The 15303-nt window shown below is 48.4% G+C and carries 14 protein-coding genes and 1 riboswitch; of the genes, 2 read left to right on the forward strand and 12 right to left on the reverse strand.

Annotation, left to right across the window (positions count from 1 at the left end; translation table 11 throughout):
- Positions 1 to 2: 2 nt before the first annotated feature.
- From GVY43_RS08635 to GVY43_RS08650, 4 genes are all read right to left on the reverse strand, one after another.
- Positions 3 to 770: a tyrosine-protein phosphatase gene (locus tag GVY43_RS08635; protein ID WP_159562904.1), complete on the reverse strand. Its 768-nt coding sequence runs from the start codon at positions 768 to 770 to the stop codon at positions 3 to 5.
- Positions 771 to 776: 6 nt separating this feature from the next.
- Entirely contained in the window at positions 777 to 1982 is a 1206-nt protein-coding gene (locus GVY43_RS08640) for a hypothetical protein (protein ID WP_159562905.1), read from the reverse strand.
- Positions 1983 to 2070: 88 nt separating this feature from the next.
- Positions 2071 to 2994 carry an LCP family protein gene (locus tag GVY43_RS08645; RefSeq protein ID WP_159562906.1) on the reverse strand — a complete coding sequence of 308 codons (924 nt, stop codon included), beginning with the start codon at positions 2992 to 2994 and terminating at the stop codon, positions 2071 to 2073.
- A gap of 101 nt (positions 2995 to 3095) precedes the next feature.
- Positions 3096 to 3941: a YihY/virulence factor BrkB family protein gene (locus tag GVY43_RS08650; protein WP_159562907.1), complete on the reverse strand. Its 846-nt coding sequence runs from the start codon at positions 3939 to 3941 to the stop codon at positions 3096 to 3098.
- A gap of 126 nt (positions 3942 to 4067) precedes the next feature.
- Here GVY43_RS08650 and gnd point away from each other — a divergent pair, with 126 nt between their 5' ends.
- Positions 4068 to 4952: a phosphogluconate dehydrogenase (NAD(+)-dependent, decarboxylating) gene (gene gnd, locus GVY43_RS08655; RefSeq protein ID WP_159562908.1), complete on the forward strand. Its 885-nt coding sequence runs from the start codon at positions 4068 to 4070 to the stop codon at positions 4950 to 4952.
- Between the two features lie 48 nt (positions 4953 to 5000).
- Here gnd and GVY43_RS08660 read toward each other — a convergent pair whose 3' ends face one another.
- The 8 genes from GVY43_RS08660 to GVY43_RS08695 form a co-directional block, all read right to left on the reverse strand.
- Complete coding sequence (locus GVY43_RS08660; RefSeq protein WP_159562909.1) at positions 5001 to 5594, reverse strand: hypothetical protein; 594 nt, start codon at positions 5592 to 5594, stop codon at positions 5001 to 5003.
- Between the two features lie 19 nt (positions 5595 to 5613).
- Entirely contained in the window at positions 5614 to 6228 is a 615-nt protein-coding gene (locus GVY43_RS08665) for a flavodoxin family protein (protein WP_074035867.1), read from the reverse strand.
- A 106-nt stretch (positions 6229 to 6334) separates the two neighbouring features.
- Entirely contained in the window at positions 6335 to 7351 is a 1017-nt protein-coding gene (gene galE, locus GVY43_RS08670; RefSeq protein WP_074035865.1) for a UDP-glucose 4-epimerase GalE, read from the reverse strand.
- Positions 7352 to 7392: 41 nt separating this feature from the next.
- Positions 7393 to 8853 (reverse strand): exopolysaccharide Pel transporter PelG, encoded by a 1461-nt coding sequence (gene pelG, locus GVY43_RS08675; RefSeq protein ID WP_159562910.1) that lies wholly within the window; start codon positions 8851 to 8853, stop codon positions 7393 to 7395.
- Positions 8834 to 10252, reverse strand: coding sequence for a GT4 family glycosyltransferase PelF (gene pelF / locus GVY43_RS08680; RefSeq protein WP_159562911.1), 1419 nt, complete (start codon positions 10250 to 10252; stop codon positions 8834 to 8836). The genes pelG and pelF overlap by 20 nt, the downstream gene beginning before the upstream one ends.
- The gene (locus GVY43_RS08685) at positions 10249 to 12090 is read right to left on the reverse strand and encodes a DUF2194 domain-containing protein (RefSeq protein WP_159562912.1); all 1842 of its coding nucleotides are present in this window, start codon (positions 12088 to 12090) and stop codon (positions 10249 to 10251) included. The genes pelF and GVY43_RS08685 overlap by 4 nt, the downstream gene beginning before the upstream one ends.
- Positions 12087 to 13001, reverse strand: coding sequence for a hypothetical protein (locus tag GVY43_RS08690; RefSeq protein ID WP_159562913.1), 915 nt, complete (start codon positions 12999 to 13001; stop codon positions 12087 to 12089). The genes GVY43_RS08685 and GVY43_RS08690 overlap by 4 nt, the downstream gene beginning before the upstream one ends.
- Positions 12998 to 14224, reverse strand: coding sequence for a hypothetical protein (locus GVY43_RS08695; protein WP_074035855.1), 1227 nt, complete (start codon positions 14222 to 14224; stop codon positions 12998 to 13000). Before GVY43_RS08695 ends, GVY43_RS08690 begins: the two co-directional genes overlap by 4 nt.
- 69 nt (positions 14225 to 14293) lie before the next feature.
- Positions 14294 to 14380, forward strand: a riboswitch (cyclic di-GMP riboswitch).
- Between the two features lie 40 nt (positions 14381 to 14420).
- Here GVY43_RS08695 and GVY43_RS08700 point away from each other — a divergent pair.
- A complete protein-coding gene (locus tag GVY43_RS08700; RefSeq protein WP_159562914.1) occupies positions 14421 to 15278 on the forward strand; it encodes an endo alpha-1,4 polygalactosaminidase in 858 nt (285 codons plus the stop codon).
- The last annotated feature ends 25 nt before the right edge of the window (positions 15279 to 15303 follow it).

Genomic DNA, 15303 nt, shown 5'->3' on the forward strand with positions numbered 1-15303 from the left:
ATTTACCACTTCCAACGTCCTCGCCAGTTTTTCTCAGGTAAACGTGGAGGATTCACCGAAATCGGTTCATCCGCTAACATCTCCTCCGTAAAGTGGAGGTGCTGTTGCCACATCTCTTCCCCTAATTCGTTGATGACTTCCTGTCTCGCCGCTAACCAATTGAAATCACGATGTTCCACGTTATGGGCATCGGAGGCGACGATGTGACTCAGCCCATTACTGATGAACGTGAGTGCGAGTTCCCGTATCTGTCTCCCGAACTGTCCTGTCAAACTGCTTGTTGTCACTTGGGACAACGCACCCGATGATACGAGATGATGCAATTTTTCTGGATGGAGTGCAAACTCACGATTCCGCTCCGGGTGCGCGATGACCGGAACGTATCCAGCCGCCTGTAGTTGAAAGAATAAGGACTCCGTATAAGCTGGTAGACTTTGACTCGGCAGTTCCACGAGGACATATCGTGACCCAGCAAGCGAATGTGCCTCTCCGGACTCCAACGCTTCGACCATTTCTCCAAAAATTCGAATCTCTTGTCCAACATACAAGGTCAAGGGGATCTGTTCATCATCGAGTCGTTTTTGTAGATGCGCGACTTCTTGCGTGATGTCATGATGCTGCGTCTCAAAGTACGGATGATACGCGTGTGGTGTCACGACAATCGATGTCACCCCTTCTTCCACCGCACGTTTCGCGAGTTGAAGGGATGCTTCCATTGTACGTGGTCCGTCATCTACTTCAGGCAACAAATGACAATGTACATCAATCATGAGTGTTCACTCTCCATTGTGTGATTGTTTTAGCCAAACGTATTCATACGGGCGAAGCGTTACATTCGTCATCCATTCTTCTGTAAAGAGACTCGTCCCTTCACAATCCGTCTGCACCGTCTCTTCACTCATATTCGTCAATAACAATAAGGTCTCCTCTTGATGCGTTCGCTTAACAGCGAAAACGCGCCGATCGAGATTTAGGACCTCTTGACCAATGTAAGGGGACAAGGCAGGATGGAGTCGTTTCACATTCAATTGGCTCAATATCCCTTCATAAACACGAAGTCGATCCGGATCGCGTTTCAATGCTCGGACGAGATCTTCCTGTTCAACCGGTTGCGACACCCCAAATAAAGTTCGGTAATCAATCAACGGAATCCCTTGAAGCGACAACAATACACTGTGGGCTGCGAGAATCACATCTGGGTTAGTGTCCATCAGATTTTTCTCAAACGGATCACGTTCCGCTGAAGATAGGAAATTGAAATATGTTTGATTGGCTCTCAGTGAATGAACTTGTCTCGCCCAATCGGTCAATCGTGTCACATTGGCCTGCGCAAACGCTAAAATGACATGACTGGATAAGTCGAAATGACAGACGACGTCCGCCTCTTCCTCAAAGTTTAGGACTGAATCGACACGTTCATTGGCAACGATGAGCTGTGCATTCGGCTTATACGTATGCATAATCGTACGCCACAGTTTGAGGATGTGTTTGACTCGTTCCGGTTCTATTCCGCGAAACGCCTCGACATGGACACGGATTTTCGTCGCTCCATACGCCAGACGTTCAATCAGTTCATCTGTTACGGTGACAAGGTCGAGTTGTGACTCATTCCATGCTTCAGGCGTCATCTCGTAAATCAAATCGAACTCATCGGTGAAACGTCCTAAGTCTTCGAACAATTGCACCCGCGAGTCGATGGCTGTGTCCTGTTGTTTCGTTTGATACGGAAACAGGGAGACGAGATAGAGATCACTCACCGTCGTTTGGACATGATCGGCTAACCATTGATGGAGAGCCTCGAGGTTCGCTCGTCCGTCAGTCAGGATAAAACCGGCATCCACCAACAAGACGTTTGTTTTTTCAGAAGGGCGTTCATGGTCGTGCCAACGATGATCCGACCACTTCTCAAACAACCGTTCCCACTTTTCTTGCGAGGTCTCCCCGAGTTCGTGGAGTACCTCTTCAATCGTTTCCCATTTCATGACTCATCCCTCCTTGGCATCTCTTTATTTCTCCCACTTTCCGTTTCATTTGAAACACAAAAAAACTGTCCGACTTGGGTCAGACAGTTTACTCCATCAATCGTTTCAACTCTTCCTGAACGCCATTCAACGAAGAAGATTCCGGATTCCAATAATAGATGCCGTCCCCCTCTAATCCGCCCGCACCCTCAAGCCGTAAGACACTCGCGTTGCGGAACGCGTTCATATAGTCCGTCGACAAAGAGACGAATTCATTGAGCTCGATATTCGTCTTCGCCTGATCACCGACCACCTCGAGTAACGCAGTGACCTTGTCGAGTGAGAAGTCCGTACGTCCTTTTTCGATGATGGCGGCGACGACATCACGCTGACGTTCTTGACGTCCGAAGTCACCGTTTGGATCGTTATAGCGCATCCGAGTGTAATCGAGTGCCGCTTCTCCGTCTAACGTCACCTCACCAACGGGAAACGTGTAATCTTCTGTCGAGAACGCGAATTTATTCATGACCGTGATGCCTCCGAGTGCATCCACGACGTCGCTGAATGCCTCCATATCCGTCTCGATGACATAATCGATTGGGATGTCGAGGAAATTCTCGACCGTATTCATAGCCATTTCGGCCCCACCAAACGCATAGGCATGATTGATCTTATCGCGCGTCCCTTTCCCGACGATTTCGGTCAATGTATCCCGAGGAATCGAGAGCATCGCGCCTTCATCGAGCTCCGGATTGAGTGTCAGCACGATGATTGAGTCACTCCGTCCCTGTTCGGTCCCGCGTCGGTCAATCCCAAGCAAGAGAATGGAAACAGACTCTTTGCGTTCAATGGTCTCGACCTGTTTACGCTCTTTGCTGATTTTCAAGTTGTCATTCACTTGTGCGACGGTGTCATCGACTTCTTTTACCATTGACCAGACGAACGCGCCACCCGTGATGAGCACCAAGGCCATGACGCCTGCTACAACCCCTAGTACGATTTTCCACTTTGATGGTTTACGATGTTTCGCCATGCGGCCACACCTTCTTCCGTGAAATAGTACTAGTTTATTCCCATGCCACGGGTTGTTTTAAAGCATGTTCACAAAGAATAATCACGATATCCCTTTTTTTGTTACGGGAAATGGGTCCGGGTCGGTTGGCGGGTCATATGGTAGGGCCATGCCGCATTGATTTCTGCCCCAATCAGCATCGTTGCTGCCGTCAGATAGAGCCAAATTTGTAGTAGAATCACCGCACCGATCGTGCCATATGTGTCCCCTAGAATCGAGAAGCGTTCGACATAGACACTGTATCCGGTCGACAGCAATTGCCACGAGATGACCGCAAACACGGCTCCGGGAAGTGTTTCGATGAACCGTACTCGCTGTTGTGGCGCGATTTTATAAAAGAGTGAGAACGCCATGATCAAGATGAGCGTCGAGACCGTATAGCGCGTCAGAGTCGACAAGCGGTCGAATTCTTCGACTTTTGGATAGAGGGCATAAATCAATTCGACAAATTCTTGACCGAATAGATGAAACACAATCAAGATGACCGCCCCGATGCTCCCTGCTAAAATTACGAGCAACCCGATCAACCGTCGGAAGATATAGCCGCGCGCTTCCGTCTCCCCATATGCGAACACGGTCAGCTTGACGAGGCGTGCCGTCCCGTTCGAGGCCGACCAAAACGCGATGATGGCACTGACCGATAACAGTCCACCGTTCAAATTTCCGCTCACGTCATAGACGATGGATAACAGTTCACGCACACTTGACCCTGGAATGAGTGTCTCAATCTGTTCGATGAGAAGCGCATCATCGATTTGAAACCATGCCATCACGGCGAAGAGGACAAAAAACGTCGGAAAGATGGCTAAAAACCAAAAAAACGCCAATGTGGCACTGTAGTCATTAATATGATGGTCTTTGAATCGATGCCTGACGTCTACGGCCAGTCGAAATACATTTTCAAACATCGCCACCCTCCTCTCATCACTGTTGCACTTATATCATTCTACATCTCGGGCAAGCTGTCCTTTTGAGCAATCGTTATTTCGGGTATCCCCTATAGAGGACTAAATCTTACAAATGGGGTGGAACGAATGGAAATCGGTATGATTGGACTCGGTAAAATGGGCCTCAATTTGGCTCTGAATTTGACAGACAATGGGCATCGTGTCGTCGGGTATGACCCGGGAAACGTATCGACGAATCAATTTGAGACGAAAGCCTCTTTGCAAGAGGTCGTTTCCGCGCTTCAAGCCCCTCGCGTCGTCTGGGTGATGGTGCCGGCGGGTGACGTGACCGAACACGTCTTGAACGACTTGCACAATCTTCTCTCGCCGGGCGACATCGTCATCGACGGAGGGAACTCGAACTATAAGGAATCGATGCGGCGTGCCGACCATTTCAAAGAAAAACTGATTTATTTCTTCGACGTCGGGACGAGTGGTGGGATGGAAGGTGCCCGTCACGGAGCGTGTACGATGATCGGAGGCGATTTGGAGGCGTTCGGAAAGATCGAGCAACTTTTCCAAGACGTCTCGACCGACCAGGGCTATTTGTACGCAGGACCGAGCGGAAGTGGTCACTTTTTGAAGATGGTGCATAACGGGATTGAGTATGGGATGATGCAGGCGATTGCCGAAGGATTCGAAGTGCTCGAGAAGAGTCCGTTCGACTATGAATATGAAGATGTCGCACGCGTTTGGAATCACGGGTCGGTCATTCGCTCATGGCTCATGGAACTGACGGAGAGTGCCTTCTCGAAAGATGCGAAGCTCGACGACATTCGCGGGGTCATGCATGCATCGGGTGAAGGCAAGTGGACGGTCGAGACGGCACTCGAGTACGACGTCCCGACACCGGTCATCGCACTCTCCCTCATGATGCGTCAACGCTCGCTTCAAGAGGATACGTTTTCGGGTAAAGTCGTCGCGGCATTACGGAACGAGTTCGGCGGGCATGCGGTGGAGAAGAAAGAGTAAAGCACATTAATGAAGCCTCACCTAATTCTATCTAGGTGAGGCTCTTCTTTATAAACCAATTTCAGCAAAGTCAATAAATATTTCATGAACCAATTCTCCACTCCGATAGTATTGATTACATATTTGTCGGTTTACATAGTCAATTTCATAGTAAATGCCTAGTATGAATCTACAAACGTAATCAGGTAAATCTTGACCATCGTATTGCCAATCATCATTGTAACTCGATCTAGTCAACGCTATTATACGTTCTTTGTCCTTATTAATTTCTTGTTGCTGTTTTGAATTCTCTCGAATGACTTTTTTCATCTCAAGGGCGATTAAATTATCCTGTTTCAAATTTCCCCCTCGACTATGCACAATCAAATCACAAGTTATATTCACTTGTTCGTATCGACCATTACGAATCCTCTTAATCCTTCTGCCTACATTTCTGTTGTATTCAACATCCACATAATATTTTCCATACTGAACATCTTTTCTAATCAAATCATTCAATGCAATTTGAAACTGACCACACATTGTTCTTTCAGAAACTTGACTCTCCAATAACCCAAGATGATCATTTAGAAAATTGCGATTAGCTTTCTCAAAGATATCAACCATTTGGACGTATTGAGTTGCATCCGGAAACGTATTCATAAGCGTTCATCCGTTTGCTTCATTCCATCGTATTCCCTTCTGCCGGAATCGGATGATTTTTTAGCATTCTCGCAAAATGGACGAGGTTATACGCCATCGTCTTTCCGTGAGACTTTGTGAATTCATTTTCCCGCCCGGCATCAAGGTACGAATCACCTGGTCCCGCTTCTCCGACCCAGTACGTGTCGACATTCGGCGGCACGGTGAAACCGATGTGGGACAATCCATATAGAATCGAAGCACAGGCGTGTTTCGCCCCATCCTCATTCCCCGTGACGACGACTCCACCGACCTTGTTGTAGTAAATCGCCTGTCCTGATTTGTTCGTCAGTCCGCTACCGCCATATAGCCGTTCGATCACTTGGGTGGCGACGCTACTCTTCTCCCCGAGCCAGAGTGGTGTCCCAATCACGACAATATTCGCGGCCTTCACTTTCTCAAAAATCTGTGGCCACTCGTCCCCATCCCCTTCATCTTCCGTCACACCGAACTTGACGTTGTAATCAACAATCCGAACAATCTCGGATTCGACGTCGAGCGCATCGAAGTGCGGGATGATGTCACGAATCAATCCTTCCGTATGGGACGTCGTGTCTCCACCTTTTAGCGAACAGTTCAAAAACAAAGCTTTCATCCGATCCCTCCTAAGTAAATGACGTTCCATTAGGTGTTCCCGTTCGCTATCCTTTCTAACACAAAAAGAGACGACCATCGTGTGATGACCGCCTACTTCATAGGATTTATTCACTGTACCCTTTCGGATTATTCGATTGCCAACGCCAAGCGTCCCGACACATCGCTTCAATGTCATGTCGCACTTCCCAGCCAAGAATGGCCTTAGACTTTTGCGGGTCGGCAAATATCGCCGCGACGTCTCCGTCTCGTTTATCCGTGATTTGATAAGGAATCGTCTGTCCGCTCTCCTGTTGGAACGTTTGAAGCAAATCAAGGACGCTGTATCCTTTCCCTGTCCCGAGGTTGAACGCCTCCACCCCTTCATATTTCCCCACATACTCCAACGCCTTCAAATGACCAAGCGCCAAATCTACGACATGGATATAGTCGCGCACGCCTGTCCCGTCATGCGTCGGATAGTCATCCCCGAACACTTGAAGCTCTTTTAGACGCCCGGCCGCGACTTGTGTGATGTATGGCATCAAGTTGTTTGGGACATCGAACGGATCTTCGCCGATCGTCCCGGAGTCGTGCGCGCCAATCGGATTGAAATAGCGAAGAATCGCAATCGACCAAGAAGAATCAGCTGTATAAAGGTCGCGCAATATCTCTTCGATCATCAGTTTCGTTCGTCCATATGGATTGGTCGCACTGAGCGGGAACGATTCATCGACCGGAGATGTGGTTGGGATTCCGTAAACGGTCGCCGATGAACTGAAGACGATACGTTTTATCCCAAATTGATTCATCATCCGTAACAAGACGAGCGTCCCAGCTACGTTGTTGTCATAGTAGTGAAGTGGTTGGCTGACGGATTCGCCGACTGCCTTTAGACCCGCGAAGTGAACGACCGCATGAATCGAGTGCGTGGAGAAGATTTCATCAAGCAATTCCTGATCTCGAATGTCGCCCACGTATAAGGTGACCGTCTTTCCAGTCAGGATCTCGATTCGCTGAATCGCCTCTTGTCGGCTATTGGACAAGTTGTCCAAAATGACGACTTCGTATCCTTCCTCAAGCAATTGCACCGTCGTGTGTGTCCCGATATACCCCGCGCCACCTGTCACAAAAATTGTTTTCATGTGCTTCACCCCATTTTCTGAAAGTTCATCTGCTGCGATTGTTAAGCCGAGCGATCATTGAGCCAGTCCCCGACACGACGGAATGTATCCGTACGCGGAGGTGTTTCGCTTCGGCTAAACGTGTGATAATCAATCTCGGATACATATCGAATCAAGCGAATGAGTGAGAACGCGAACGCAATCGTGCAACCAATCGCAAAACTAAGCCCGTAACTGTCTGGTCCAAGTGGTAATAGCAAGAACGTCAACCCCGCATTCATCGTGATGAAGAGTGCCGATGTATACGCCGCTCCCCGATGATCTTCAAAATAGAGCAGGACGAGCGTGAGAACGAGCACCATGGCGTTTGAAAAGGCACCAATCGTCGTCATTTGAAAGACATCCCGAATCTCAGGTGACAGACCTAGTAGCGGGAACAAGACGGCCGCGAACAGAATAAAGAGAAGCGACACGAGCCCTTGATTTCGGAACAGTCGTTGCAACTCTTGTCGTAAGACGAGGAGCATGGCCGCTTTCGAGCGTTGAATCTGTTGGTACGTCCCACCTTCGTTCACGTATCCATAAAACACGCGATACCGCTCATAAAAACGCGTCTCGACCGACACAACGAATATCGTCATCGTCGGAATGATCGTCAAATAAGAGAGGAAGATAGCTGTGTCATAGATCGGATGATAGCGGAATGTGTCGAGGTGGACACTCCCTCCTTCCGCGAACCAGATGATCCATGTGCCGACCCAGATCCCGATGTTATAGAGAAAACTGGTCCAAAAGAGTGCCGGGTAGCGGTCAAAATAGCGATAGAACGAGAACTGACCGACCGTACTCCGGTTTGGGAACGTAAGGAGCATCGATGTGAACAAGCCGAACAACGTGACGACAAGACCGAGTGTCATACTCGCTGTCAACGCGAAGCTCTTCATGTAGGACTCCGTCAAATATTGCATCAAGAACTGGTCCGTGATGAGGACCGCGGCGACTGAGACGATGCCACCGGCCACAAAGCTATAGGCTACCGCCTGATAGAACTTGGCCGCACTGAGGAACAAGAAATGTACCCAAATGAGGTTGACCGTCATGAATAGGACGAATGCCAACGCGTTCAATAAAGCAGGGAGTTCAGAGAACATAAGGAAGATAGCGAACAACAGCGACGCGATGGCGACCGTCGTCTTCATCATCCCGATGAACGCCGGGAAGATGTCTTCATATCGTTTCTCATAAAAACAATCCGCCAAGTACCTCGTGACGACGAGCTGCTGCACGCCGAGAACGACTTGCGAAAAAATAAAACTGTAAGAGACGATCAAATTGAACGTCGTGCGTTCTTCGAGTGTGGCGATAGATAGATAGCTCGTCAGCCACTGCATGAGGGCAATCGTGACGATGACGATCAGCCATGGTCCTGATGTGACGAGCCCGGCAAATGCATATGCTTTGATTCGTGAAGAGAAGTAGTCTTCTTGAAACAACTGTTGTAACTTAAACCCGATGCCCGCCATATACCGCTCTCCTCTCTTCATATAAGTGTAGATATGCATCGATAAACTGATCGGTGCGATAGTACGTCTCGACTCGCTGTTGCCCGTTTCGTCCGAGTCGGCGCGCATCTTCACGATTTTGATGGAACCAGACGCAACGCTCTGCGATTCGCCGTGGATTGACCGGCGGAACGACAAATCCGGCCGGACCGAACGGTTCATCCGGTCGCCCGTTCACGAGTTCCGCACAGGCCCCGACGTCCGTCACAATCCACGGGACACCGGCGGCCATACCTTCTAGTACAGCAAGCGGTTGTCCCTCGGAGATACTCGTCAACAGACACACATCGAATTCGGGAAGGTGTTGTCGAATATCGACTTTTCCGACCATCAAGACGGACTGTTCGAGCTCGAGTTGCCGAATGAGCATCTCGCACTCCGCCGCATACTCCTTATCCTCATCAAGTGGTCCCATAATGGTCAGTTCGAACGGGACGAGCATGTCTTGTAACAGTTTCGCCGCATAAATCATGGTTTTAATATCTTTGATTGGAACGACGCGAACGATGGCACCGATTCGTAGTTTATCCACTCCCGGCACATGCCCGAGAGCAGACAAGCCCGTCACGTCAATCCCGTTCGGAATGATACTTAATTTCTCAACAGGTGCCCCGAGCTGACGTTGCAACTCGCCGTTTCGTTCAAAGAGTGTGATGACGTCATCTGCCTTTCGGTACGCTTCCCGGGAAATGTGGTGGAAGAACTGAATCCAATGGGAGCGAAACTCAGTCGGAATCCAAGATGCCTGTAACAGTTCTTCTTCCCGTTCACGCGAATAGATGCCGTGTTCAGTCAAAAGAAACGGAATGTTTTGTCGTTCTTTCATCGCACTCGCAATCAGACCCGCATATCCGGTCGAGGCCGCGTGCACGAGGTCGACCTGAGGTAATCCGGCTTGGAGTAAATCAAGGACAGGCGCATACATACTGCGCCACATCCAAAAGTAATCGATGAATGAACCGGCCTGCCCTTCTTCTTGATAGCTCTCCGTGACGAGCTGATAGAAGAGACGACTCGAGAAGAATTGTTCTGGTGTCCCGATTTGATTTTCAAGAATCGGATAGATGGACGAATCGACTTGACCGAATGTCATCCACGTCTTGATTCGCTCCCGTTCCGCTTCCGATAACGCTTCCGGTCGACGTTTCCGTGTCGCCCGTTGATTGAGGGCGAGCGTGGTGACGCCTGTTACATTCTTCGGTAACGTATAGCGATAATCTGCCTCTGTCTTCGGATTCGGCATGATTGAGATAATCTCAAACTCATGCATCGGCATCTGTTCCATCAGCATGTGAACCCAGCTCGATACGCCGCCGCTCACATATGGATAACTCCCTTCGACAACAATTCCTATTTTCATGGGCGACCCTCCAATATCGGGAGACGAACAGACGTGTCTCTCAATTCAACTTGATACAATGTACCATTCTCATCAAATGGCTTGACTTCACCATAATCGAACGTCCCTGTATCGAGACGTTTCCCAGGTTGCACACGAACGAGTAACGTCGACGAGACAGGCAGTTGTTGGGCATTGATATCGATAGCATCATTCGTGTAAGCCACATCGATTTGCGCATCTTGATAAAGCTTATATTTTCGATACGCGTCATATTGGCTCAAGCCCTCGAGATGTGGATATTTGGAGTAGAGTGTCTGGAACAGACCTCCAAACGATTCTTTCATCATCTCCCACCCTTTCCCTTTCGAGCGATAGTCATCTAACACATCATCCGGGTGAATGAAGTGGGAAACGAGTCCGAAGTTGGCGACGGCATCAATGACGACAAATAGATCATCCGGTGTCTCGTTGTATCCGCTCGATACGCGAGGAAAATCGTACAAGTTCGGATAGACCGGGTCGGGTCCGAACTCTTGAATGTAACTTCCTTTCGTCGCATCTCCGCTATAGAGTCCTGCGACAATCAGCCCTTTCGGAAACTTCTCGTTCAACACTTCAAGTCCGGATTGACCGATGATGTTCGATGGTGGCACATAGCTGCGGATCCGCTCATTCGGCAAGTAATAGTCAAACGCCTCAACGACACGGTCAATGGCGGAACGCATATCTTCCTGGCTGTCCCATTTTGTATATCCAAGCTCCGGGTCCATCACTTCATCTCCCATGACTAGCGGCTGGTGGTTAAACCCGTGTAGCCCGACTTCCCCATTCGTTTGGAGTAAACCGCGACCATATTCGAGTATCGGTGCCCGAATTTTTTCGATGAGCTGTTCTGTCGTCTCTTCATTCGTCGCTTTATAACTGCCGATCAGGAAACCAGAATAAGTGACGTCGTAGTCAGCACCGATTTGCTTCATGTCTTTCCACCAAATCTCTGAGAAGAACTCTTTGATGGACAAATCATATTCTTTCGTGATGACCGGATTCGAATAATTTGGTACCGGTGCCGGGAAGTCGTCAAGGTGAACGACCTTGATGCCAGCTTGTGGCATGACGAACGCTGGGAACAGCATCGAAAGCGTCTGCACCATCAAGCCGCGTGAGTTCTTATCCGTCAACGACGTCGTATTCCAAAACATCACTTCGCCCTTCCCATAAGGAGACTGCCATAATATTGGTTCGTTTTTGGCAGAAATGAGGACGTCCGCCTCTTCTTTCAGTTTGACGTCAGCAATGCTGTGGACGAATAACCCTGAGTCTTGAGGCAAGTCGACATACCCAGGGAAAATTTCTTGTTCGAAAATCAACCCGTTGACTCCATCTTTAAAGTCCCCAAAATCGCTTACGCCGACCAGGTCTGCCCAGTCTTGATCGATGAATCGTCCGGCAACGTAGAGCCGTCCACCTTTTTCAACGAAGGACCGAATTGCCTCGTACGGCCATGATTTCGTATTTTCCCCGCTGACGACGAGAACGTGTCGTGGAGAAGGCTCAATCGATGCGATGTCCTCTGCTTCGATCGAGGTATAAGGCAACTTTGCATAGTCGAGCGCATATTTAAAGTTATTCAAAACAGCTGTCGACAAATCGTCGTCATTCTGATGGATGTAGATTTGAACCGGATCCCCCTCCACCGCTCTCACCTCACCCGCGAGTGTCGTAAAGGATTTCGGCTCATGTGCTTCTTTTGGGATGAGCCGATGACCATAGTCAAGCCGTAAAAACTGGACGACGACAATCATCGCGATGAGTAAAGAGAACAAAGACGCGATATACGTCGTAATCGATTTATTCATATATGGGCACCTTCTAACTGTTGAATGACAAAGCGATAGTCCTCTGGAATGTCTTGCAAATCGAGATGTTGATGCAGGCGGTCGAGGGTCGGACGTAGGGACGTCCAATCGCCGTTCGTCATGTGGTATTCAATCAACATGACATATCCATCGGGTACTTTTGGATGATAAAGGGTGAGCGCCTCAGCCAATCGTTCTCCCGTTTCCAAGTCACCCGAGCGGAACGAGAGGCGGGCTTTCGTGCGTAAGTACGTTTCGTCTGTTTCGTCGTACTCACTCAATTGATCGAGGTGAAATAATATCCGTTGCTGGATGCGCATTTGCATATCTTGATCCAAGAGACCGCTATCTAAGAACGAAATTCCGGTTTCAATTACCGGATAAATCGTCTCCGGTCGCTCCGGATTCACTTGTGCGATTCGCTGTTTTAACATCAAATCGTATCGGTCGAACAGTGTGTTTCGGACGGTCGCTGCATAGTGGACCGTTTCCGTATCCTCGTGTTCGAGACCTAAGTGTAAATATTCTTCTGTATTCATGAGCGGTGTCGACATGAGTTGTGTGATCGATTGTTTCCGCTTGTTCCCGTCCATCTGTAAGGCTTCCGTCAATGGGACGAGATCTAAATCTTCTTTCGCCTGTTGCTGCAAGCGTTCTAAGTTGACCGTCTCAAAGTTGATGTACTCATCGTAGTCGAGAAGCGTCTTCGGTGAGGCGAAGCGTCGGGCAATCACATATCCAATCAAACCAAACAGTTCTCCGACAATCGGGATGACGGCACTGACGAGAAATATCGAGAGCCAGACTCCCTTTTCCGTCGCATCGACTTTCGGTCGTACAATCAGTCGATACAAGACGAAAAGGACCGTCGCATGCAGAAGGAAGAAAAGAAGAATCATCCAACCGGTCATAGGCGTTTCCCACCTTTCACATAGAAGACATGCTCAATCCGTTCCTTGAATCGTTCGGCTGATTCAACCGGTGTACCTGGGAGGAGAAAATGAAGGATGCGATCGTCTTCGTCATATCCGATAACGTCAATTTCACGCATCGACTGTCTCAAAATCAATTCCATTTCAATCAATGACAAGTCCACACCCTCTACAGGCAATGTGACCGTACTATACGGTTGACCATATTGCTCATGACGAAGTACTTGTTGGGCCACTTTTTGTTCGAATGCTTCCATACGGAACATGTGCGTCCCGTCGACGAGTTGGTCGCTGACGAGCATCCATTCGAGGGCATCGGCCTTTTCAATGCGCGTTCCCGTCCAATCCAAGACGAGTTTCATCATGTTCATCTCATGACTACGTAAGCGTAAGATATCGATTTCATGGACGACCAAGACTTCCTTCACCGTTCCTTCATAACAAATCGGTGCAACGAGAAGCGGTCCATCTAGCTCATCTGCTAAACGAAGCGTCGGCTTTTTCGATTGGAACATCCGTGCGAAAATTCCCTCCTCCGAATCGATGAAGAGCGTCTGGGGCAAACGTTCTACCTCTCCGGAACGGACATGAAGACGGAGTGTGCGCCGCGATGCATCCACATGATATAAAGCGAGTTGACGAGCACGGAAGACACGCGTGAACGTTCCAATTAAATGATCACGTACTAAAGCGGTCGCATCCTGATCAAGTTGTAGTCCAATCTCATAAATTTTTGAGAGCGTATAAGTCGAGTCGAGCACCCGCTTCCGCATCTCCCCTTGCGACTCTTGTAGTTGTTGTATCGTCTGTTTCAGTTGTTCGTTCTCATCAATCACTTCTTCTTGACGAATGTGGAGCGACTGGTAACGCTCCCGATAAGAAGTACTGAAGACACCCGCACTAAGCGCGACGAAGAAGTGTAGCAAAATCCAAGCCAGTTCATTCGTATCGTAAAGGAATAAGAGCAAGTCTGAGCCTTCCATCAAGAGGAATGAGAAATGGTAGAGACTCGTCAACGCGAAACTGACGAAGGCACCGAGCAAGCCATATCGTAAAGAAAACAGGAGGATATAAAAAATTAACGGGTCAATCGCCCAATCTGACAAAGAAAGACTAAATGTATAGTCCAAAATGCCGATAAGTAAAATAGTCACAATCATTTCAATCCATTTGATGGATGTGCGGTGTTGGGTATAAATCATAGTGTCACTCATTCCTTTACGTGGTATTTTAGTAGTAGGACTTTCAATGGATTGTCGACAAAAATTTCATATCGAGACGGGCAAACTTACTGAAAAGTAAGGGCGCAAAGACATGGGTCGTCGATCTTTTTAGATACCGATCGCCAGTCTGCAAAAGCCGCAGCCGCTCTCTGATAACTATCAGGAGGGTTTTTTTATGGGTATTTTCTCAGCCAAACGAATCGTGACCATCTGTTGTGCATTTCTCGTTGGATTGGCGTTTTTGACGCCGCAACAAGCGGTCGCTAAAGCGAGCAATCCGCTCGCAAACGTCGAATCGTACAAGATTTATTACGATATGCCGACAAAGACCAAAATTAAAAAGATGCAACAGTATGACCTTGTCATCATCGAGCCTGTTTATTATACTGCAGCGCAAATCAAAGAATTACAGAAATATGGGACAAAAGTGTACGGCTACATCAACACGATGGAAGCCGACAATTGGAACGTCGATTTCATCAGTCAGATGAACGAGTCGGACTTCTTCCACCGCAACGGACAACGTGTTCATTATGCGGAATGGGATTCTTATTTAGTCGATATGACGTCAACTCACTATCGTGAGTTGTTGACGCGTGAAGTGGAGAAACAAATCGTCGCCAAAGGATTGGATGGTGCGTTCTTAGATACCGTCGGCAACATCGATAACGAGCACTCGGAACAACCGACCATTTTAAAAGCGCAACGTGACGGGATGAGTCAGTTCATGAAGACGATCAAATCCAATCACCCTTCCCTTTCTCTCATTCAAAACTGGGGATTTGCGACATTGAAGACGTATACGTATCCATATGTGGATGGCGTGATGTGGGAAAGCTTCAACTACACGACCGTAGCAAAAGATCAATGGTCAAAAGACCGCATCCAAGAGTTGCGTGACCTTGATACACGTTACGGGATCAAAGCGTTGACCGTGTCTTCGAAACAACGTCCAAAGAGCGCGGCGTATGCTGAAAAAAATGGGTTCATCCATTTCCATTCAAACGCTTCGTTAGATTATAATAAATTCTGACTTTCATTTACATGATTGTACAAGC

Origin of the sequence: Exiguobacterium sp. 8H (assembly GCF_902506255.1) — a bacterium.
GTDB lineage: Bacteria > Bacillota > Bacilli > Exiguobacteriales > Exiguobacteriaceae > Exiguobacterium > Exiguobacterium profundum.